The 20,119-nt window shown below is 67.1% G+C and carries 16 protein-coding genes; 5 read left to right on the plus strand and 11 right to left on the minus strand.

Annotation, left to right across the window (positions count from 1 at the left end; translation table 11 throughout):
• The 8 genes from AC3IFE_RS00235 to yfiR all read right to left on the minus strand — a co-directional run.
• The coding region (locus AC3IFE_RS00235; RefSeq protein WP_489189213.1) for a DUF6531 domain-containing protein at positions 1–2,449 on the minus strand (2,449 nt) is incomplete at its 3' end.
• 7 nt (positions 2,450–2,456) lie between these two features.
• On the minus strand, positions 2,457–2,879 hold the full coding sequence (locus AC3IFE_RS00240) for a DcrB-related protein (protein WP_489189214.1): 423 nt from the start codon (positions 2,877–2,879) through the stop codon (positions 2,457–2,459).
• Between the two features lie 21 nt (positions 2,880–2,900).
• Positions 2,901–5,021, minus strand: coding sequence for a type VI secretion system Vgr family protein (locus AC3IFE_RS00245; RefSeq protein ID WP_489189215.1), 2,121 nt, complete (start codon positions 5,019–5,021; stop codon positions 2,901–2,903).
• 133 nt (positions 5,022–5,154) lie between these two features.
• On the minus strand, positions 5,155–7,035 hold the full coding sequence (gene tssF, locus AC3IFE_RS00250) for a type VI secretion system baseplate subunit TssF (RefSeq protein WP_489189216.1): 1,881 nt from the start codon (positions 7,033–7,035) through the stop codon (positions 5,155–5,157).
• A gap of 44 nt (positions 7,036–7,079) precedes the next feature.
• The gene (locus tag AC3IFE_RS00255; RefSeq protein WP_489189217.1) at positions 7,080–7,271 is read right to left on the minus strand and encodes a hypothetical protein; all 192 of its coding nucleotides are present in this window, start codon (positions 7,269–7,271) and stop codon (positions 7,080–7,082) included.
• Positions 7,272–7,312: 41 nt separating this feature from the next.
• Positions 7,313–7,822 carry an outer membrane lipoprotein YfiB gene (gene yfiB, locus AC3IFE_RS00260; RefSeq protein ID WP_301738296.1) on the minus strand — a complete coding sequence of 170 codons (510 nt, stop codon included), beginning with the start codon at positions 7,820–7,822 and terminating at the stop codon, positions 7,313–7,315.
• An 86-nt stretch (positions 7,823–7,908) separates the two neighbouring features.
• Positions 7,909–9,177, minus strand: coding sequence for a diguanylate cyclase DgcN/YfiN (gene dgcN, locus AC3IFE_RS00265; RefSeq protein WP_489189218.1), 1,269 nt, complete (start codon positions 9,175–9,177; stop codon positions 7,909–7,911).
• Positions 9,174–9,881: a regulatory sequestration protein YfiR gene (yfiR, locus tag AC3IFE_RS00270; RefSeq protein ID WP_489189244.1), complete on the minus strand. Its 708-nt coding sequence runs from the start codon at positions 9,879–9,881 to the stop codon at positions 9,174–9,176. Before yfiR ends, dgcN begins: the two co-directional genes overlap by 4 nt.
• Before the next feature lie 440 nt (positions 9,882–10,321).
• Here yfiR and AC3IFE_RS00275 point away from each other — a divergent pair, with 440 nt between their 5' ends.
• From AC3IFE_RS00275 to AC3IFE_RS00295, 5 genes are all read left to right on the plus strand, one after another.
• The gene (locus tag AC3IFE_RS00275; protein WP_489189219.1) at positions 10,322–11,209 is read left to right on the plus strand and encodes a LysR family transcriptional regulator; all 888 of its coding nucleotides are present in this window, start codon (positions 10,322–10,324) and stop codon (positions 11,207–11,209) included.
• Positions 11,210–11,384: 175 nt separating this feature from the next.
• Entirely contained in the window at positions 11,385–12,821 is a 1,437-nt protein-coding gene (locus AC3IFE_RS00280; RefSeq protein WP_489189220.1) for an N-acyl-D-amino-acid deacylase family protein, read from the plus strand.
• A 72-nt stretch (positions 12,822–12,893) separates the two neighbouring features.
• The gene (locus AC3IFE_RS00285; protein WP_489189221.1) at positions 12,894–14,234 is read left to right on the plus strand and encodes an MFS transporter; all 1,341 of its coding nucleotides are present in this window, start codon (positions 12,894–12,896) and stop codon (positions 14,232–14,234) included.
• 14 nt (positions 14,235–14,248) lie between these two features.
• On the plus strand, positions 14,249–15,589 hold the full coding sequence (locus tag AC3IFE_RS00290) for an amidase family protein (protein ID WP_489189222.1): 1,341 nt from the start codon (positions 14,249–14,251) through the stop codon (positions 15,587–15,589).
• Between the two features lie 116 nt (positions 15,590–15,705).
• Complete coding sequence (locus tag AC3IFE_RS00295) at positions 15,706–16,947, plus strand: NAD(P)/FAD-dependent oxidoreductase (RefSeq protein ID WP_489189223.1); 1,242 nt, start codon at positions 15,706–15,708, stop codon at positions 16,945–16,947.
• 48 nt (positions 16,948–16,995) lie between these two features.
• Here AC3IFE_RS00295 and AC3IFE_RS00300 read toward each other — a convergent pair whose 3' ends face one another.
• The 3 genes from AC3IFE_RS00300 to AC3IFE_RS00310 all read right to left on the minus strand — a co-directional run bounded on the left by AC3IFE_RS00300 (position 16,996) and on the right by AC3IFE_RS00310 (position 20,049).
• On the minus strand, positions 16,996–18,141 hold the full coding sequence (locus AC3IFE_RS00300; protein ID WP_489189224.1) for an alpha-hydroxy acid oxidase: 1,146 nt from the start codon (positions 18,139–18,141) through the stop codon (positions 16,996–16,998).
• Positions 18,142–18,322: 181 nt separating this feature from the next.
• Complete coding sequence (locus tag AC3IFE_RS00305) at positions 18,323–19,090, minus strand: FadR/GntR family transcriptional regulator (RefSeq protein WP_301738304.1); 768 nt, start codon at positions 19,088–19,090, stop codon at positions 18,323–18,325.
• Positions 19,091–19,158: 68 nt separating this feature from the next.
• Entirely contained in the window at positions 19,159–20,049 is an 891-nt protein-coding gene (locus tag AC3IFE_RS00310; RefSeq protein ID WP_489189245.1) for an L-fucono-1,5-lactonase, read from the minus strand.
• Positions 20,050–20,119 lie beyond the last annotated feature (70 nt).

The following is a 20,119-nucleotide window of genomic DNA, read 5'->3' on the forward strand; positions in this document are numbered from 1 at the left end:
GTCCTAGCGGATCGATCCACTCGACGGGCAGGCTCTCGCTGTTATAGCGTGCCCTCGATACCGAGCCATCAGGGCGCGTAACCGCGCTCAGCAGACCACGCGGATTTGCCGAGCCATCAGCATAGTCGTAACGCGTCACATGCCCGTCGGGCGACATCTCCTCCAACAGCCGGCCCAGCACGTCTATCTTGCGACGAAAGCGTGCACCCGTTGGCAACTCGATGTCAGTCAGCCGCAACCGGGCATCGTAGTCCAGGCGCGTCTCGCGATCACCTTGAACCACTCGCAGCAGTTCGCCATGGGGCCCATAGCGATAGGTCGTTTTGTTGCCGTCCGGCTCGGTACGTGCAATCAACCGATACAGATGGTCGTACTCGAGCTTGATCGTGCCGCCGTTCGGCAAGCGTGCCCCGGTTAGGCGCTGCTCGTCGTCATAGTCGAAGTCAACCGTCCTCCCCGAGCTTTCGACGACCGAAGTCAGTTGGCCTCGATCGTCGTATCGATAGTCCGTCCGTCGGCCAAGCGGATCAATCCGGGCCATCAAACGACCAAGCTCCCATTCGGAGTAAGTGCAATGGCCGAGCGGATCAGTTTCGGCCGTTACAAGACCTTCGTCGTTATAGGCGTAGGTCCATTCGCCGTCGACGTCAATCACGCGTGTACAGTCGGCTTCGTAGATGAATCGGCCCGTGTGATAGCCCTGCCGTGTACCTGTCTCGACTACACGGCCAGCTGTGTCGTACCGATATCGAACATCGGTCTGGTCTGTATCCCGCCATTGGGTCATCCAGCCGTGTTCATCGTACGCGTAGTGGAACTGCCCAAACTGGAAGCTCGCCACATGGGTAAGCATGCCGTTCTGGTAGTCGTAGTCCACAAGCGTTCTGGAACCACCGTCCGCATCATGGAGGACGATCCGTTGCAGCCGCCGGTCGTGCCCGGGATAGGCAACCTCAAGCCGATAGCCGTCGCTATGGGCCATGCCGCTCAAACGGCCCGCAGTATCGTAGGAAAGAACGATCGCGTTGCCGTCGAGGTCCTCGATCCGTTCGAGGCGAGACGAACGCCCGTCGACGAGCGGCGTGAAAATACGCAGTTGCCGCGTATCGCGATCGAAGATGCGCGGTTCGAGCCGGCTTCCGACCAGCCGATAACGCGGTTCGCGCAAGTTGATGCCGTTGAGCGCCATATCCGGCGCGTCAAAACCGATCACAAGGCCAGCGCCGTCGTGGTATCTCACGAAGCGGCCACCATCGAACGTCAATTGCTGCGACCAGTTGTCCGACCAGCGGTGACCGAGCAATCCATGATCGTCCGATCGAGTCCGATAGCGTCGTTTGAACTCGAGGGGCAGGATTCCGGGAATGGCAAGATCAGTACGGATCTCCAGCATTTCTCCGGATACCGGATCAACCGGATCCTTGCACTTCGGTCGATTCTCGTCCTTGATACCCCTTTGTTCCGCAGATCGGGTGGGCTCAGGTCTGAATTTTTCGCGCAGCCCCTTGCCGGCAAACTTTCCCGCCCCGCCGCCTACGAGCCCCCCGAGCAAACCCGCCAGGAACTCCTGAGTCGCCGACAACTCCGGGTTCTTCGGGCCATAATTTCCGGTCGTTTTGTCGATCCAGATGCTGTTGCGCCCCGAATTGACCTTGCCGCTACAGTGAGTCTCGTGGCCGATCCGCACCAGCGGCAGGCCGTTGACGAACACGGTTTTGCTGCCGTCGACGAGTGCCTGCGGCGCGCCGGAATGGTGATCGCATTTCACCAGGTCCGTGACGCGCGCCACTTTCTTACCTTCAAAGTACACATTGCTCGAACCGGTAACGATCTCGCCGCAGTTGGTTCCCATACTTTGGCTGGCCGATGCGAGCGCACTACCCAGCGTCAGGCCGCCCGCCATGCATGCCCCGACGATCAGCGCGCCGGCGAGTCCACCTGTTGCCACGGTCGCCGCCACCGCCACGCCAATCGCAACCCCCACGGCAATGCCGGCGAGAATCCCCATAAAACCCGACGAGTGCGCAATCCGATCGCCAATGCATGCGGGGTGCGGATCGCCTCGGCCGATTGTGAGGCCCAGCACATCGCCAACCTGCGTGAACTCCTTTGACAGCCAGCCGGTCACGCCAACCTTGTCGAGCGCCCAAGCGCCACCGACTGCAATCGCCAACGGAAGCATGACGGTGCCCGCTGCAACCGCGCCCGCACCCAGTGCCGCCCCGCCGGTCGCACCACCTGCCAGCGCCGTACCGGCGGCACCCAGCCCAGCGGCCGTCCCCTCAATGGCGGTCAGGCCCGCATCGGCGCCGAGCATCCCATAATTGAGGTGCTCGTAAAACGGCTGCTCGGCCGCTTTCGCGGCCTCACCGTCCTCCAGCTTGGCGATTTGATCGAGACGTTCCTTTGCGCTGCCGCTCGGCTCGTTGTAATTCGGCGTGTCCGACATTGCCGCCTCAGATCGGATCGCGCAACTGAAGGCTCTGAATCACCGCCCGGATTTGGTCGCGCTGTGTGTCACTCAGCGTACCGGGCGCGGTGAAGGTGAGCATCAGCACAACCTGCCCGTATTCCACCATCGTCAGCCGCTGGTGAATGGGCGCCTGGTTGTTCGCCCAAGTAAACTCGTGCACGTGCGCAGCGCGCCCGGACACGGTGGCGTCTTCATTTGCCACCTCGGCGTAATCTGGAACCTGCTTCGCCACCTTCCGGATTTCGCTTGTCACATATTCGGAGAATTTCATGCCCCACGGCAGCCGCTCGCGCGTGATCACGAAACTCACGCCCTCCGTGCCTGTCGCTGCCGACACAAATACGTTCATCGTTTTGTCCTGCCACTCCACGGGCAGCGCCAACGTGCCTTCCTGCATCTGGTACATGCTTTGTTATCCTTATTGCGGTTAGCCGTTTTTCGGATTGATGTCGGTTCGAGCTGCCTGGATGTTGATGTTGCTGTCATCCAGGTGGATCACCGAATCGCCCTTATAGATATCGATCGAGTCGGCAGTCATGTGGATCCGCGTGCCGCCATCGCCGCCGATCTTGATCCAGAGTTCCTTGGCTTCCAGGGTGTGCACGCCCTGCGGAGTCTGATGCAGCGTATTGCCCTGCACTACAACGTCCGACAGGTTGCCCACTGCGACAGCCGTCGTATGGTTGCCCTTGCCAACCTCGACGGTCCGGTCGCCTTTGAGAACTTGAGTCCACTGCGCATCCTCGACAACGGTATGCATGTCTTTCTGCGCATGCATGTAGAGCATCTGTGCGCCATTGACGTCGCTCATCAGCAACTCGTTCGACCCCTGCCCCTTGTGCGTCTGACTCTTGATCCCCATCGTCTGCCCGGCCGCTCCGTGATACGGATTACCCTGCTCGCCATTGAACACGCGGCCGACGATCACCGGGTTATCCGGATCGCCCTGATTGAACGCCACCAGCACTTCCTGCTTGATCCGCGGAATCGCGGCCGCGCCCCAGCCGTCGCCCGCCCACGGTTGCGACACGCGCACCCACATCGAATCGGAGCCGTCCTTCTTGCCGCGCCGGTCCCACGGGAAATGCACCTTCACCGCGCTGCCGTTCGTATAGATTTCCTCGCCCTTCGGCCCGACGACGATCGCCGACTGCGTGCCGTGAATCACCGGCTTCGGCGTCGCGCGCGGCGCACGGTACGGAATCTTCTTCGGCAGCAGCGAGAAGCTGTTTCGGTACGGCAGCTTCGCGCTGTGCTGCGTATAGTCGTTCACCGCCTCGTGACGCACGTGCAGGATCACGTACTCCTGGTTGTTTTCGAGGACGGGATGATTCGCGACGGTCACGGCGCCCGCCGTGGTCATGCGCCACGCGTAGCCGCCGCCGGTATAGCGATGGGCTTGCGCCTCCTCGGCCTCCATCGCGAAACGGGCGTAGCGGTTGCCGTCGTCGCCGTGGTCGTACAGCGACTGGTGCTCGAACCGCTCGGTCGCATCGAGCCGCGCATGCTTGAGGTTTTGCGGGCCGGCCTCCACCAGCATCAGCGGCGACGACGGATTCTGGTGATTGAAGTCGCGGAACGTGACCTTGCCGACGCCGAAGCGCCGGCCTTCGTGCAACTGGTCGATGCCGCTGTCCTCGCTCGCCTCGGTCGCCGCGAACGGCACGGTGGCGAGCCCGTCGATCGGGCGGAACAGCAGGTTCGTGTCGCCGATCACGAGAAAGTGCTTGTCCTTCTCGTACCGATGCGTCCACACGAGCCCCTCCTGCTCCATCAGCCGCGCGCAGAAGTTGTAGTAGCTCTCCTGGTACATCACGACGTATTCGAGCGGCTTCTGGCTCGTCCGGATGTCGAACGTGAAATCGGAAAAACCGTGTTCCTGGAAAATCTCGGTGAGGATGTCCTGCGCGGTCTTGTTCTGGAAGATCCGGCAGTCGGTCGAGCGCGTGAGGAACCAGAACCACGGCACCGCCGTCAGGTGGTATTGCGTGACGTTCCCGGGGTTGCCGGCGCGGTCGAACGACGCGACGTAGCCGTCGAAATAGCGGTCGTTGTCGCCAGTGCCCGACGCCACGACGCGTTCGAGCGTCGACAGGCGCGCCTGCTGATCGAAGCGGATCTTGACCTGCTGGCCGATCAGGTCCTCTGGGCGCAGGTCGTGGCGGTGCGACAGCAGGTCGAGGTGGATTTCCGGCAAGCGGTTCACGTGCTCGTCGACGACGGCCGCGCTGACCAGCAGCACATCCGGGCCGAGGGGCGTATCGAGCGTGACGTAACGGTTGAGCTGGGTCAGGCGCGCGGGGTTGGCGGCGCCGTTGATCGCTTCGGCGATGGCGCCGGGCGTCTTCTCCATCAGCGAGAAGCCGGTCTGCGCGAGTTGCAGCGCGCGCTGGACGGTGTCGACGTGCCCGGCCAGCCCCGCGAGCGGCCCGAGGCTGCCGGCCACGCTCGACGCCACCGGGCCGGCAAGGCCCCCGAGCGCGCTCAACGAGCCGAGCGCACTACCGCCGAATCCACTGGGAATACCCCCGTTCGGAGCGAAACTCATTCTTGTTCCTTGCGTGTGATCTCAGGTTCCATCGGCCGGCTCGCCGGTCCGCGGCCTCGATAATGTAGGGTAAAACCCGGGCGCTTGAAAGACGTCCGCAAACGTTTTCGTTCGAGCCCTGAAAATCGAGAAACTAGACCGGCGGCTGGGTGCCGGGGCGCGGCGCCCCACGTCGAAGCAGCGCGCCGGTCGCGGCCGAAAACAGCACGACCTGCACGAAGCTGGTGACCGGCACGTATGGTGCGAAAAACCGGTCCATCAGGTGCGCGAAGCCGCTCAGGCTGAACGCGGCGAAACGCTGCTCGTCCACCACCAGCCGCACTTCCAGCCCGTGCACGAACGCCGATGCCGGCTTGCCGGGCAGCCAGCACCGCACGCGCGCCGTCGACCACGACACGAGCGCATCGAAGCGCCTGCCGGCGTCGACGGCGTCCTCCGCCCAGCGCGCGCAAAGCCGCCTGAGCTGGGTCAGGCCACCCTTGTCCAGCCGGATCGCCTGCGGCACGAGGAGCGACAGCAAATCCCACAGCTCGCCATGGCGAAAAGCGGGCGGCTGGCTCCGTGTCGGCCGGTTCAGCAGCGAAATCGTTCCCATCGGGTCGCCGCTGGGCAACGCCAGCTCGCGCTCCCGCATCCCGGACAGATCGCCCTGCGTGCAGGACAGCCGGATCTCCAGCTTGCGATGGCCGGGATCGGCAGGTCGTCCGTCCTGGTCGACCAGTTCCAGCTCGACGCCGCGGAGCGACTCGGCAGTATCGGCCGCGGCTGGCGCCGGAGTCGTCTCCGTCTCCTGGGTTCGGGGATCGGCGGATTCACTCGGTGCCCGCCGTGCCTCGTCGCGCAACACCATCCAGAACAATCCGGGACGCATGCCCGCGCCATGCCGCAGCGACCGGAACGGCGCCAGCATCGACGCGCCCGAGTCGGAAACATGGCGAACGGTGTCGACCGACCAGATGGCCGTACGCGATGCTCCCGCCTGCGCAAGCGCCTTCACTGCGTAATGGGCGCAACCGGCGCGCGTCTCGATCGGCTGGGCGTCGTCGGGAAACAGGTTGATGACCGGCGTACAAAACAGCCGGACGTGGTCGGTCGTAGCAGCAGCCAAGCGCTGGGCGCGATGCGAATCCGGATGAACGCCCGCGATCGCGAGGTGGAGCGCGACGCAACGGCTGCCGCCGGCGCTTCGCTTGAGCGCCCGCATATCCAGGTCGACGAAGTCGAAACGCTCCGGCACCGCGCAATACGCCATCAGCAGGTGAAACGGCCAAAGCGCATCGTCGGGCCGCACGTCGAGCAGCGCATCGGCAGGCTCGAAGCCGACGGCGGTGAACATCGCGTCCGGCAGACGCTTCCAGCGCGTTGCATCGCCTGCTTCGACGAAACTCCGGCCGGCAAGAAGCAACGCGGCATCGGTGAGCGCCGCGACGATTTCCCGCGCGCCGGTGAAATGCACGCGCAATCTGTCCGGCACGATGGCGAACGTCTCATTCGGCGCAGTGAGCTCGAACGTGAAGCTCAGCAAACCCGTCGTTTCCGGCGGCAACGCGACGTCGCGCGGCGCGATCGCCGACGTCGTGTAACGCACCGACGACACCGTCAGCGGCACGATCGCGACGTCGTCCGCGATGCGGAATACTTCCTTGCCGGCCGGTGCGATCAGCCGCTCGCCGCGACGAACGACGCGCGGCGCAGCCGGTTGGCCGCTGCCGTCGCCATGAAATTGCGCAATCGCGCACGATGGAAACGGGCGCAGGAAAGCGCCGTCAAGCGTATCGAGAAAACTGCCGGTGAACGCAGGCACGTCATCTTCGAGACGGATATCGTGACACGCTGCCATCAACGCGAACGATTGCAACAGGCGTTCGACGTGCGGATCGTCCGAATGCTCGCCCGTAATCGCGAGTCGAGCGGCTATTTTGGGGAAGCGTCGAGCAAACGTCTGCATCGAATGACGCAGCAGCGTCATCTCGCGTTCGAAGTGCGGCAGCAGATCCTTGGGTTCGATGGCCATACTCGTTCCGTCCGTCGCTGCATTCGCCTACGACGACGCAGCGTTCATGAAAGCGGAACGATCTTATTCGGGCAACCTGGCTTTTGATTACCTGTGAATTGAATGAAGGCCGGATTGGCGGCGACGAATTCGTCGATGGGCATCCTGCCTTGCGCGAACATCAAGGCTCGCCGCTTGCAAACGGTCATGCGGGCACTTTCGCGCCAATGGTGGCGAACCGTTAAAACGGACAGCACAGCATGCTCGTGGACACGGCGGCCACACGCCACGCGTCGCCTCACCTCGGCGAAACCACGATCGCCGCCCGCCGATTCTGCGCCCGCCCGCTCGGCGTCTTGTTATCTCCTACCGGATCGTGCTTCCCTTTCCCGACGATCGCGATCCGCTTCGCGTCGAGTCCCACGTCGACCAACTCGACGGCAACGACTTCAGCCCGCCGCCTCGACAGTTCGACGTCGTACTTCTCCGTCCCCTCGTTATCCGAATACCCATACACCCGCACCCCGTTGATACCCGCCGATCGCAACGTCCGCCCGATCCGCTCGACGATCCGCCTGACATCCGGCTTGAGGTTGTACCGGTCGAAATCGAACAGGATCGGCCCGGTCGATCCGAACTCGAACCCCTGCCCGGTCTCCTGGAACCCGGCCGACTTCAGCGCCGTGACCTGCGTCTGCGTCAGCCCGCGATGCAGCGGCGGCGTCTGGCAGCCCCCCAGCAGCATGCACAGCAGCAGCGCACTCCCGACGCACATCCGCCCCATGCTCACAGGAAACGAGTGGTTCATTTCGCATCCCCTTCCATCGCGCCCGCTCCGCAAGCGCTTCTTTTAACCGCCGCCGCGGCCTCGTCCGCGGCGCGAGTCGATCGACATCACACCGGCCCTGCAACGCTCTCCGCCAGCTGCCACGATCCCGGCCGCGCGCGCTTGGCGCGGTACATCGCGACATCCGCCGCGCGCAGCAGGCCGCTCGCGTCCGACGCGTGATCGGGATACAGCGCAACGCCGGCACTCATCATGGTGGCCACCACGCGGCCGTCGGACAGCTCGATCGACGGCGCCATGCCGGACAAAATCTCGTCGGCGATCCGGCATACGCTGCCCGCCTCGGGCACCGCCGCCAGCATCACCGCAAATTCGTCGCCGCCCAGGCGCGCGACGAGATCGGTCTCGCGCACCCGCGTGCGCAGCCGCGACGCGATGCCGATCAGCACCGCGTCCCCGGCGTCGTGGCCGAGACCATCGTTGATCTCCTTGAAGCGGTCGCAGTCGAGATAGAGCACGGCGACCCGCTGCCCCGTCAACGTGGCATCGCACAGCGCAAGCGCGAGGCGCGATTCGAACTGCATGCGGTTGGGCAACCCGGTGAGCGCGTCGTGCGTCGCCTTGTGCTCGAGCGACGCGTTCTCGTCGCGCAGCGTGTTCTGCCAGTCTTCGAATTCGTCGAGCAACGCGTTGAAGTCGTCGCCGAGCTGGTTCAGTTCGGCGATCGCCGTCGGCTCGACGCGCCGCGCGAACGCACGCTCGCGCCGCACCGCGTGCGCGACGCCCGCCAGCGCGCGCAGCGGCGAAACGATGTTGCGCAGCAGGCGCTTCGAGCTGACGTACGCGCCGAACACGCTGACGGCGAGGCAGCCGAGAATGCCGCCCACGCCGCCGAGCAGGAAGCCGGAGAACTGGTGCCCACGCCCGCGCACGACGACGTGGCCGACGACGATGCCGTCATGCATCACCGGCGCGGTGACCGGCCCGGGCAGCGCCACATCGGCGACGGCACGCTCGAGCCGAGCGATTCCGTTTCCGGCCGGCAACTGCCACGACGCGAACAGTTGCCCCCTGCTGTCGGTGACGACCATCTGCGCGACGTCCTCGTCGCCGGCGATCATCCCGATCGCCTCGTTCGCCGCGACGCGATCGCCGAACACGAGCGCCGCCTCGACCGTATAACCGAGCGAGCGCGCCAGCAGGTTCAGGTTGTTGCCGGCATACGCACGCAACGCGATCACGGCGACGACGATCAACGACACCGCGGCCATCGTCACGGCGACGAATGCGAGGCGCAGGTGCGCGCGACGCAGCACGCTTTGCAGCGTCGGGCGCGGCGGGCGCGAAGCGGGAACGGGAAGCGCGGACCGTGTCATGGCGTCACCGGCCGTCGTGCGAGATTGAGGACGTTCGGATGCACGCGCACGCCGCTGCGCGCGACCGCATCGAGATTGATGTCGAAGGTGACGCGTTCGCCTTCGACCGTGATGCAGAACATCGCGCCCGCGGTGCAGGACATATCGTGTTCGGCAATGGTCAGCACCGGGCGGCCGGACAGCACGGCCTTCACCCGCGCTCGCTCGTCGCCGCCGAGGATGCCGAGATAGACGACGTCGCACGCCATGCCGAGCGCGGGATCGTCAAAGCGCACGCGCTGCACGTCGAGCACGGTCGAGCCGGCCTGCAGCGTGTCGGTGAGGCCGCCCGCGTAGTCGGGCCTGCCCGTCACGCAGAGATGCAGGCGCACGGGCGTGGTTGGCCAGCGCGTGAAGCTGATGATGCCGAGCACCACCTGACGCACGGCGGAGTCGTGTGACGAAAAGGCGGGACCCGTTGGACTGACCGGCGTGGTGGTAGCCGCAATTTGCACCGCATCGATCGGGGGCTCGTCCATGACGGCAGGCGCGCCGGCGACGACCGGTACAGCGCTCAGAACGCAAACGATTGCGGCAAACGCCTGGCGGAACGTGGCGACTCGGCCCCGCCGGCCGGACGCCTTTCGCGCGGCGATGGCCGCCGCACACGCTGGCGTCGATGCGACTGCGAGACTCGCAGCCGCCGCGCACACACTTGCATCCATGATGGAAACATCTGCCGCAGTCGTTCCCGGCCCTGCCTCCTGCCTGCCATGCGCGTGCAGGCACCGTATCACGCGCACGAGTCTTTCCATCTTAGGTAAAAATTCGGTTCCCGAAGCAGTGGGATACACCCCAGATCATGTCGGAAAGCATGCTGAATCGGTGCCGCGGCGCTCCACTGCGCACCGGCGGCAGCGCCAGCAAATTGATCTGCGGATTGAACCCCGGATCACGGCAAACTTCATACATCCGACCGCCCCGCATTCAAGCGCCTCGTCTGCATCGAACGGCTCGTTCCGCCATGCGCGCACGCTCGACTGCCGTATGGGCCGCGCGGTGGACAATGAATCGATATCGACGAGAATATCCGCTTGTCCCGCGACCATACGTCGGAATGCCGGCATGCCCGAATGCCCGGATCTAGGCCACACACCGGAGCGCCATGAAAGTCGAAAACTCGGAACTCGAAGCATTCGTCGCCGTTGCGGAGCTCGGCACGTTCCACCGTGCGGCCGAAAAGCTGAACCTGACCCAGCCGGGGCTGTCGCGCCGCATCCAGAAACTCGAACAGACGCTCGGCGTCGAGTTGTTCCAGCGCACCACGCGAAGCGTGACGTTGACGGGCGTCGGCCGCCAGTTCCTGCCGATGGCGCGCGAGCAGATCGCGCAGCTCGGGATGATGCTGTCGTCGATCCATGACATCGCGCAAAAACGTTACGGCAAGGTGCGGCTCGCGTCGATCCCGACGATCGTCGCGCAGGCGCTGCCCGACGTGCTGCGTCGCTACGCCGAAAAATATCCGCACGTCGCCGTGCAGATCCTCGACGGCAATCACGATTTCGTGCTGTCGCAGGTGCGCGCGGGCATCGCGGAATTCGGCGTGAGCCTGCATCCCGGCGACGACGACGATCTTCTGTTCGAACCGCTCTTCACCGACCGTTACGTGCTCGCGGCGCACGACGACGATCCGCTGGCTCGCGCGGACGCCGTCACGCTCGGGGAGTTGCGCCATGCGAAGCTGATCATCGGCGGTCGCGACAGCGGCAACCGCCTGCTGCTCGAAATGCTGATGGGACAGGAAGCGGTGCGAACCCGCTGGTTCTACGAAGTCGAGCACATCTCGTGCGTCGCGGCGCTGGTGGCGGCCGGGGTCGGCTGCGCGATCCTGCCCGAAAGCGCGCTGCGTGCATACGGCTCGCCCGCGGTGCGCGCGGTGCCGATCGCGAGCCCGACGATCGAGCGCACGGTCGGCATCGTTCGGCATCGCGCCATCTCGATGTCCAGCTTCGCGGGCGACCTCCATGCGCTGGTGAAGGCGTCGTTCGCGTGACGCCGCGCGCCACGCCGCGGGGCGGCACGGCGGCGCGCGCATTGATGACGGTTTCGCATGAATCGCGAGCCGAACGGCATTGGACACCCGAAAAATGGCTGGGGACGATGGGAGCGAACATGAACGACGGAAACGGGTAGCGCCCCGGATCCGGACGGATTCTGGAGGAACCATCATGCATTTCGACGTGATCCTGCGTCGCGGCGAGTTGATCGACGGCACCGGGGCCGCACGCTTCGAAGCCGATCTCGGCGTGACCGGCGAGCGCATCGCGGCGATCGGCGACCTGGGCGGCGCGACGGCCGCACATACCTTCGATGCGAGCGGCCTCGTCGTCTCGCCGGGCTTCATCGACAGCCACACGCACGACGACGCGTTCGTGCTGACCGATCCCGGCGTCGAGCCGAAGGTCGCGCAAGGCGTCACGACGGTGATCGCCGGCAACTGCGGCATCAGCCTCGCGCCGCTGCTCGCCGAGACGGACGTGCCGCAGCCGCTCGACCTGCTGGGCGCGTGGCAGGCGTTCCGCTTCCCGTCCTTTCGCGCATATCTCGACGCGCTCGACGCCACGCCCGCCGCCGTCAATACGGCGGCCCTGATCGGCCACTCGACGCTGCGCGTGCGGCACATGACCGATCTCGGCCGCGCGGCCAACGCGGCTGAAATCGCGGCGATGGCGGCCGACGTGCAAGAAGCGATGACGGCCGGTGCGTTCGGCGTCTCGTCGGGTACCTTCTACCCGCCCGCGGCAGCCGCGACGACGGACGAACTGATCGACGTGTGCGCACCGTTGCGCGAGACGGGCGGCGTGTTCGCGACGCACCTGCGCGACGAAACCGATGCGATCATCGCATCGCTCGACGAAGCGTTCTCGATCGGGCGCGCGCTCGACGTGCGCGTCGTGCTGTCGCATCACAAGGTGGCCGGCAAGGCCAACCACGGCCGCTCGGTCGAAACGCTCGCGCATATCGACGTGCAGCGCGCGCGCCAACCGCTGTGTCTCGATTGCCATCCGTATCCGGCCACGTCGACGATGCTGCGCGCGGATCGCGTCCATCAGTCGTCCCGCGTGATCCTCGCGTGGTCGAAGCCGCATCCCGAGCTCGCGGGCCGCGACTTCCATGAACTGCTGCCGCTGTTCGGCGATTCCGTCGACGCCGCGATCGACGCGCTGCGCCCCGCCGGCGCGATCTACTTCGTGATGGACGAAACGGATGTCGAGCGCATCATCGGTCACGAACTGACGATGGTCGGCTCCGACGGCCTGCCCAACGACATGCGCCCGCACCCGCGGCTGTGGGGCACGTTTCCGCGCGTGCTCGGCGAATTCTCGCGCAAGCGCGGCCTGTTCCCGCTCGAAACCGCCGTGCGCAAGATGACGGGCCTCACCGCCGAGCAGTTCGGCATCGCAGCGCGCGGACGGCTCGCGATCGGTCATTACGCCGATCTCGTCGTGTTCGACCCCGACCGCGTGATCGACCGCGCGACGTTCGCAAGCCCGACGCTGCGCCCCGAAGGCATCGAGCACGTGTTCGTCAACGGGCGGGCCGTGCTCGAACACGGCCGGCACACCGGCACGCGTCCCGGCCGGGCGCTGCGCCGCGACATCTAGAACCGGCCGATCGACGGCGCGCGCTCGCGTTGTCACGGCAACCGCCCCAGAGTCCACCTGCACGGAGTCACCATGACGAATCCCAACGGCGCCGCCACGCCGCGCGGCATGCAAGCCGGTCGGCCCGCGCATGCGGAAGCCGCCGCCCTCGGCCTCGGCGCCCTGTATGCACGCCTGAGCCGGCGCATCATTCCGCTGATCCTGGTCTGCTATTTCTTCGGCTATCTCGACCGCGTCAACGTCGGCTTTGCGAAGCTTCAGATGGTGACGGACCTGCATCTCACCGACGCCGCATACGGCGTCGGTGCGGGCCTGTTCTTCGTCGGCTACCTGCTGCTGCAGGTGCCGGCCGGCTGGCTCGTGCGGCGGATCGGCGTGAAGCGCTGTCTCGCCGGCTCGATGCTGACGTGGGGCGTCGTGTCGGTCGCCACGCTCGCGACCCGCGACACGGCGAGCTTCTACGCGCTGCGCTTCCTGCTCGGCGTGACCGAAGCGAGCTTCTTTCCGGCCGTGATCGCGTACTTCAGCGTGTGGTTTCCGTCGCACCGGCTCGCGAAGGTCATGGCCTTCCTGTTTCTCGCGATGCCGCTCGGCGTGATCGTCGGCGGGCCGCTGTCCGGCTGGATCATGGACGCCACGCACGGCGGCTTCGGGCTGCGCGGCTGGCAGTGGATGTTCGTGATCGAAGGCCTGCCCGCCATCGTGCTCGGCCTGTACCTGCTCGTGCGCGTGACGGAGCGGATCGACGATGCAACGTGGCTGACCGACGCGGAAAAACGCATGATCCACGCGGAAATGGCGCAGGAAGCGGCCGGCAAGCGCACCCGCCTGGGCGCCGCGCTGCGCGAGCCGACCCTGTGGCTGCTGTTCGCGACGTCGTTCCTCTACAACGTCGGCAACTACGGGCTCGTGTTCTGGATGCCGACGATGATCAAGGCGCTCGGGTCGCTGAGCAACCTCGAAATCGGCCTGGTCAGCGCCATCCCGTACCTGGTCGCGTCGGTCGCGATGGTCGCGAACGCGCAGCATTCGGTGCGAACCGGCGAGCGCCGCTGGCATACGGCGCTGCCGGTCGCGATCGGCGGCATCGCGCTGCTCGCGAGCCTCGGCATGCGCGCGCATCCGGTGCTCGCGGTCGCGTGCCTGACCATCGGCGTGGCCGGCATCATGAGCACGCTCGCGATGTTCTGGAGCCTGCCGTCGCGCATTCTCGCGGGCGAAGCGGCCGCGGGCGGCGCCGGGCTCGTCAACATCGGCGCGGCCGTCGCGGGGTTCGTCGGCCCGACGCTGATGGGCTATGCAACGGGATTGACGGGCAGCACCGAGCTCGGCGTCGCGCTGCTCGCCTTCACGCTGTTCGCTGCCGCCGCGCTGATCCTGTCGATTCCGCGCCGGCTCATGGCGCGCACGTGAGCGCGGCGCCTTCGATGCGCAGTGCGCTGGCATTGGCGGCCAAGGTGCGGGCCGGCCAGGTGAGCGCGGTATCACTCGTGCAAGCCGCGCTCGCCGACATCGCCGCACGCGACGGCTCGATCAACGCCTGCGCAGCCACCTTCGACGAGCGGGCCCGGCGCGATGCGCTGCGCGTCGACCGACTCGTGCGGGACGGACGCGACGCGGGCCCGCTCGCTGGCGTGCCGTTCGTCGTGAAGTGGAACATCGACGTGGCGGATTATGCGACGGTTGCCGGATCACCGGCGCGCGCCGCATTGCCGCCCGCCGTCGCCGATGCGCCGATCGTTGCGCGACTGTGCGCGGCCGGCGCGGTCCCCCTGGGCGCGACGCAGATGGACGAACTCGCGTGCGGCGCCACCGGCGTGAATCCGCACTATGGCGCGGTGCGTCTGCCGGTCGATCCGACGCGCATGACGGGCGGCTCGTCGAGCGGCTCGGCCGCCGCGGTCGCGGCCGGGTACGTGCCGCTCGCGCTAGGCAGCGACACCAACGGCTCGATCCGCGCGCCGGCGGCGCTGTGCGGCGTGTGGGGATTTCGCCCCGGCGACGGGCGGCTTTCGCGGGCCGGCTGCCTGCCGTATGCCGAATCGCTCGATACCGTCGGCGGGTTCGCGAACGATATCGACGATCTCGCGGTGCTGTACGACACGCTGGACGAAGCCGATGCACGGCGCGCGCACCCGCCGCACGATCCGGCCGCCCCGCTTCGCGTCGCCGTACTGACCGGCGATTTCGAAACACATGCCGATGCGGATGCGCAACGCGGCGTCCGGCGCGCGGCGGCCTGCCTGCGGGCGGGCGAATCGGTGTTTGTCGGCAGCGACGAAGTCGCGCGCGTGCGCGAAGCGGCGCTCGTGATCTCGAACGTGGAGCTCGCGCGCGCCCATCGCGGCTTGGTCGACGCCCCGGCGGCGCTCGTCTCCGAACGCCTGCGGTCGCGCCTCGCAGCCGGCCTCGCGACGTCCGACGCCGCGTATCGGCACGCGCTTGCCCACCGTGCCGCCTGGCGTGCGCGCATCGCGGCGCTGTTCGCGCGCTTCGATCTGCTGCTCGCGGCCGCGACGCCTTGCGCGGCGCCGCGCTTCACCGACGCGACCGTCGATGTCAACGGCGTCGCGCTCGAACCCGCGAAGACGCTCGGCCTGCTGACGCAGCCGATCTCGTTCGCCGGGCTGCCGGTGGTCAGCGCGCCGTGCTTCGTATCGGGCGAGCTGCCGGTCGGGGTGCAATTGATCGGTGCGCCCGGTGCTGACGCGGTGTGCTTCGACGCCGCGCGGCAATTCTCGGCCGCGTGGCGCGAGATGCTCCGTTAGCGACGCACCCCTTGGTGCCGTGCGCCGCCGCGAGTATGCTTGTGCGTCGAACACTCTCCAACCCGGGCGCGCACCGTACCGCGGGCAAGCGCCCCGCCAACCGTCACTCACCATCGATGGATTTCGACGTCATCGTTCTCGGCGCCGGCATCGTCGGCGTTTCCGCCGCGCTGCACCTGCAGGATCGCGGCCGCAAGGTCGCCCTCGTCGATCGCGGCGCGCCCGGCGAAGGCACGAGCTTCGGCAATGCCGGGCTGATCGAGCGCTCGTCGGTCGAACCGTATCCGTTCCCGCGCAGCCCGTTCACGCTGATGCGCTATGCGCTGAACCGCTCGACCGACCTCTACTGGCACGGCGCGTCGCTGCCCGCGTTCGCGCCGTGGCTCGCAAGGTTCTGGTGGGAATCGGCGCCGCCGCGCCACGCGGCGGCCTCGCGCGACATGCTGCCGCTGATCGAGCGCTGCATCGTCGAACACGACGCGCTGATCGCGCGCGCCGGCGCCGGCGAACTGATCCGCGCGAGCGGCTGGCTCGAAGCGTTCCGCACGCCGGCCGCATTCGAACGCGGCGTGGCGGAGGCCGGCCTCGCCGCGCGCCGCCACGGGCTCGGCATCACGCCGCTCGACGCGGCCGCGCTGCGCGCGCACGAACCGAGCCTCGCACCGGGCTTCTGCGGCGCGCTGCACTGGCTCGACCCGAAAAGCGTCATCGATCCGGCTGCGCTCGTCAAAGCGTATGCGCACCTGTTCGTGCAGGGCGGCGGCACGCTGCTGACCGGCGACGCCGCGAGCCTCGACGCGCTGTCGCCCGGCTGGCAGGTCCGGACCGACGACGGCCCGGCGGCCGCGCCGGCCGTCGTGGTCGCGCTCGGCCCGTGGTCCGACACGGTGTTCGGCAAGTTCGGCTACAAGATCCCGCTGCGCGAGAAACGCGGCTATCACATGCACTACGCGCCGTCCGCGCGCGGCGTGCCGTCGGCACCGATCGTCGATCGCGAATACGGCTACGTGATCGCGCCGATGCGGCGCGGGCTGCGGCTCACGACCGGCGTCGAGATCGCACGGCGCGGGCTTCCGCCGACGGGCGTGCAGCTCGAACGCGCGGAACGCGTCGCGCGGCCGGTGTTCGGGTTCGGCGAACGGCTCGACCCGCATCCGTGGCTCGGCTTCCGTCCATGCACGCCCGACATGCGCCCGGTGATCGGCCCCGCGCCCGCGCATCGCGGGCTGTGGTTCGCGTTCGGACACAACCATCACGGGCTGACGCTCGGCCCCGTCACCGGCCGCCTGCTGGCCGAGATGATGACCGGCGAAGCGCCGTTCACCGATCCGGCGCCGTATCGCGCGGATCGCTTCTGAACACGCGACGCCGGCCGGCCCGAAGGCAGGACCGGCGTCGCCCCGCCGTCAGCGAAAGCGAAGTTGATCTCGCCCGAGCTGCGAAACGGACGCGCAGCCCATCAGCCGCATGTCCCGTTCGATTTCCGTGCGCATCAGTTGCAGCGCGCGCTCGACGCCGGGCTGCCCGGCGGCGGCGAGCGGAAACAGGTAATAGCGCCCCAGGCCGACCGCCTTCGCACCGAGCGCCAGCGCTTTCAGCACGTGCGAGCCGCGTTGCACGCCGCCGTCCATCATCACGTCGATCCGGTCGCCCACCGCGTCGACCACCTCGGCAAGCTGGTCGAACGCGGCGCGCGAACCGTCGAGCTGCCGTCCGCCGTGGTTCGACAACACGATGCCGGTGCAACCGATATCCGCCGCCCGGCGCGCGTCGTCGACCGACATCACGCCTTTCAGGCAAAACTGCCCGTTCCACTCGCGCACCATCGCGGCCACGTCGTCCCATGACATCGACGGATCCAGCATGTCCGTGAAGTAACGGCTGATCGACATCGCGCCGCCGCCCATGTCGACATGCCGGTCGAGTTGCGGCAAACGGAATCGCTCGTGGGTCAGGTAGTTGACCGCCCAGGCCGGCTTCAACGCGAACTCGGTCATGCCCGCGAGCGTCAGCCGGAACGGAATCGAGAAGCCGGTGCGTTTGTCGCGCTCGCGATTGCCGCCGGTGATGCTGTCCACCGTCAGCATCATCACGTTCACGCCGGCCTCCCGCGAGCGGTTCATCATCTCGCGGTTGAGGCCACGGTCCTTGTGGAAGTAGAACTGGTACACCTGCGGGCCCGAGCTGATCGCGCGGGCTTCCTCGAGGCTCACGGTGCCGAGCGACGACACGCCGAACATCGTGTCGAATTTCGCGGCCGCGGCGGCGACGGCTCGCTCGCCGTCGTGATGAAACAGGCGTTGCAGCGCGGTCGGCGAGCAGTAAACCGGCATGCCGAGCTTTTGCCCCATGACCGTCACCGACAGATCGACGTCGCGCACGCCGCGCAATACGTTCGGCACCAGATCGCAACTTTCGAACGCGCTCGTGTTGCGTCGATAGGTGGTTTCATCGTCGGCCGCGCCGTCGATGTAATTGAAGATCGGCCCCGGCAACCGTCGCCTGGCCAGCTTACGGAAGTCGCGGAAATTGTGGCAATCGTTCACGCGCATTCGTCACACTCCATTCGGCGCGCAAGCGGCATGCCGGCGGCCCGGCGCGCGTCGCTCGCATCGCAGCGTTCGTTCGGTCCCGACGGCCGGTGGCCTCGCGCGATACGGAGGCCGCGCCGGCAACCGGGAGGGCCGCATCGCGTCCGCCGCTGGCGAACATGCGGAAAGTCGACTCGCGCGCTCAATCGAGCGCGCGGCCGAAAATGCGGATCACTTCGTCGAGATGCTCGGCCATTGCACGGCGCGCGGCGTCGGGGTCGCGCGCGCGGATCGCATCGAGGATCGCGCGATGCTCGCGCTCCGACCGGTGCGGCATGTCGTTCGGCATGTACAGCGACTGCAGCCGCTGGAACATCAAGTCGTACTTGTGCGCGAGCAACTGCTTGATCATCAGCGCATACGCGGCGTTGTCGCTCGCCTCCGCGATGCGGATATGGAACAGCCGGTCGCCCGGGTGCGTGAGCGAGCCGCTGCGGTTGTCGTCCTGGTTGCGCAGGAATGCTTCGTGGATGCCTTCGATCTGCGCGTCCGAGCCATGCTTCGCGGCCAGCGAGGCGGCTTCCGGCTCGATCAGCCGGCGCGCCTGCAGCAGCGCGAACGGCGGGATTTCGGTGTCGAGGTCGAGCGCGATGCCGAGCTCCGGATCGATCTCGACGATCGAGAACGGCGCGACCGGCGCGCCGGGTGTCCGCGCAGGTTCGGGCGCGGCGGCCGTTTCGGGATGGCGCACCTTCACGCCATCGCCGACGCGCACGCTGACGAGCCCGTTCACTTCGAGCGCGATCAGCGCCTCACGCACCGACGTGCGCGACACGCCGAACCGTTCGGCGAGTTCGCGCTCGGGCGGCAGATAGCTGCCCGGCGGGAAATCGCCGGACTCGATCATCGCACTGAGCTTGTCGGCGATCTGCTGGTAGAGGCGGCGGTTCTGAATCGGCTGGATGGACATACGTTGACGCTGGTAATCGGTTTCGTTCCGGACGGTCCGATGCATCGCATCGACCGTTCGCGCCTATTTTATATGCCGCGCTTCACATCACCCGGCACCGCGTAGCACCGCGCGGCCGTGCCGCCCCACAACGCGACGCGCTCCGCCGCCGACAACCGCGCTTCGGCCCAGCGTTCGACGAGCGACGCGACCTCGTCATACGACGCCGCGAGCAAGCACACAGGCCAGTCCGACCCGAACATCAGCCGCTGCGGGCCGAACGCGTCGAGCGCCGCATCGAGGCACTGCTCGATATGCCGGATATCCTGCGCGCGCAGGCCGCGCCACCAGTCGGCTTCGGTCACGAGCCCCGACAGCTTGCACGCGACGTGCGGCAGCGCGCCGAGTTCACGCAGCGACGCGCGCCAGCGCGCGAGCGCCGTGTCGTCGCGCTCGAACTCGGCGAGCGCCGGCTTGCCGACGTGGTCGAGCACGAGCCAGTGCGCGTCGTGCCGCGCGCAGAACGCGCGTACGTCCGGCAACTGGCGCTCGAACACGAGCACGTCGTAGACATAGCCGTTCGCCTGCAGCCAAGCAACGCCGCGATTGAAAGCGGGATCGGCGACGAACGCGCCGACGTCGGCTTCGTCCTGCAACTGGTGACGAAAACCGCGTAGCTTCGGGCTACGCCACTCGGCGACACGATCGGCCAGCGCCGGCGCACCGAGATTCTCCCAACCGACCACCGCCGCGATGCGGGCGTCGTCGCGCGCCAGGTCGAGCAGGAACGCCGTCTCGTCGCGCCCGGCGCGCGCCTGCACCGCGATCGATGCGCCGAGCGCCTGCGCATGCATCTGCGGCCACAGCGCATCGGGCAGGTAGTCGCGCGCGAGCACGCCCATCCCGGGGCCGATCCACGGATAGTCGGCCGCGCGATAACGCCAGAAGTGCTGATGCGAATCGATACGCACTGCGCCCATGATGCCCTCGTGTTCGATCACCGCGACGGCGACGGCTGCGGCGCGCATCGCCGCAATCGCCGCCGGCACG

Source organism: Burkholderia sp. APQ4-4ca (assembly GCF_057837105.1).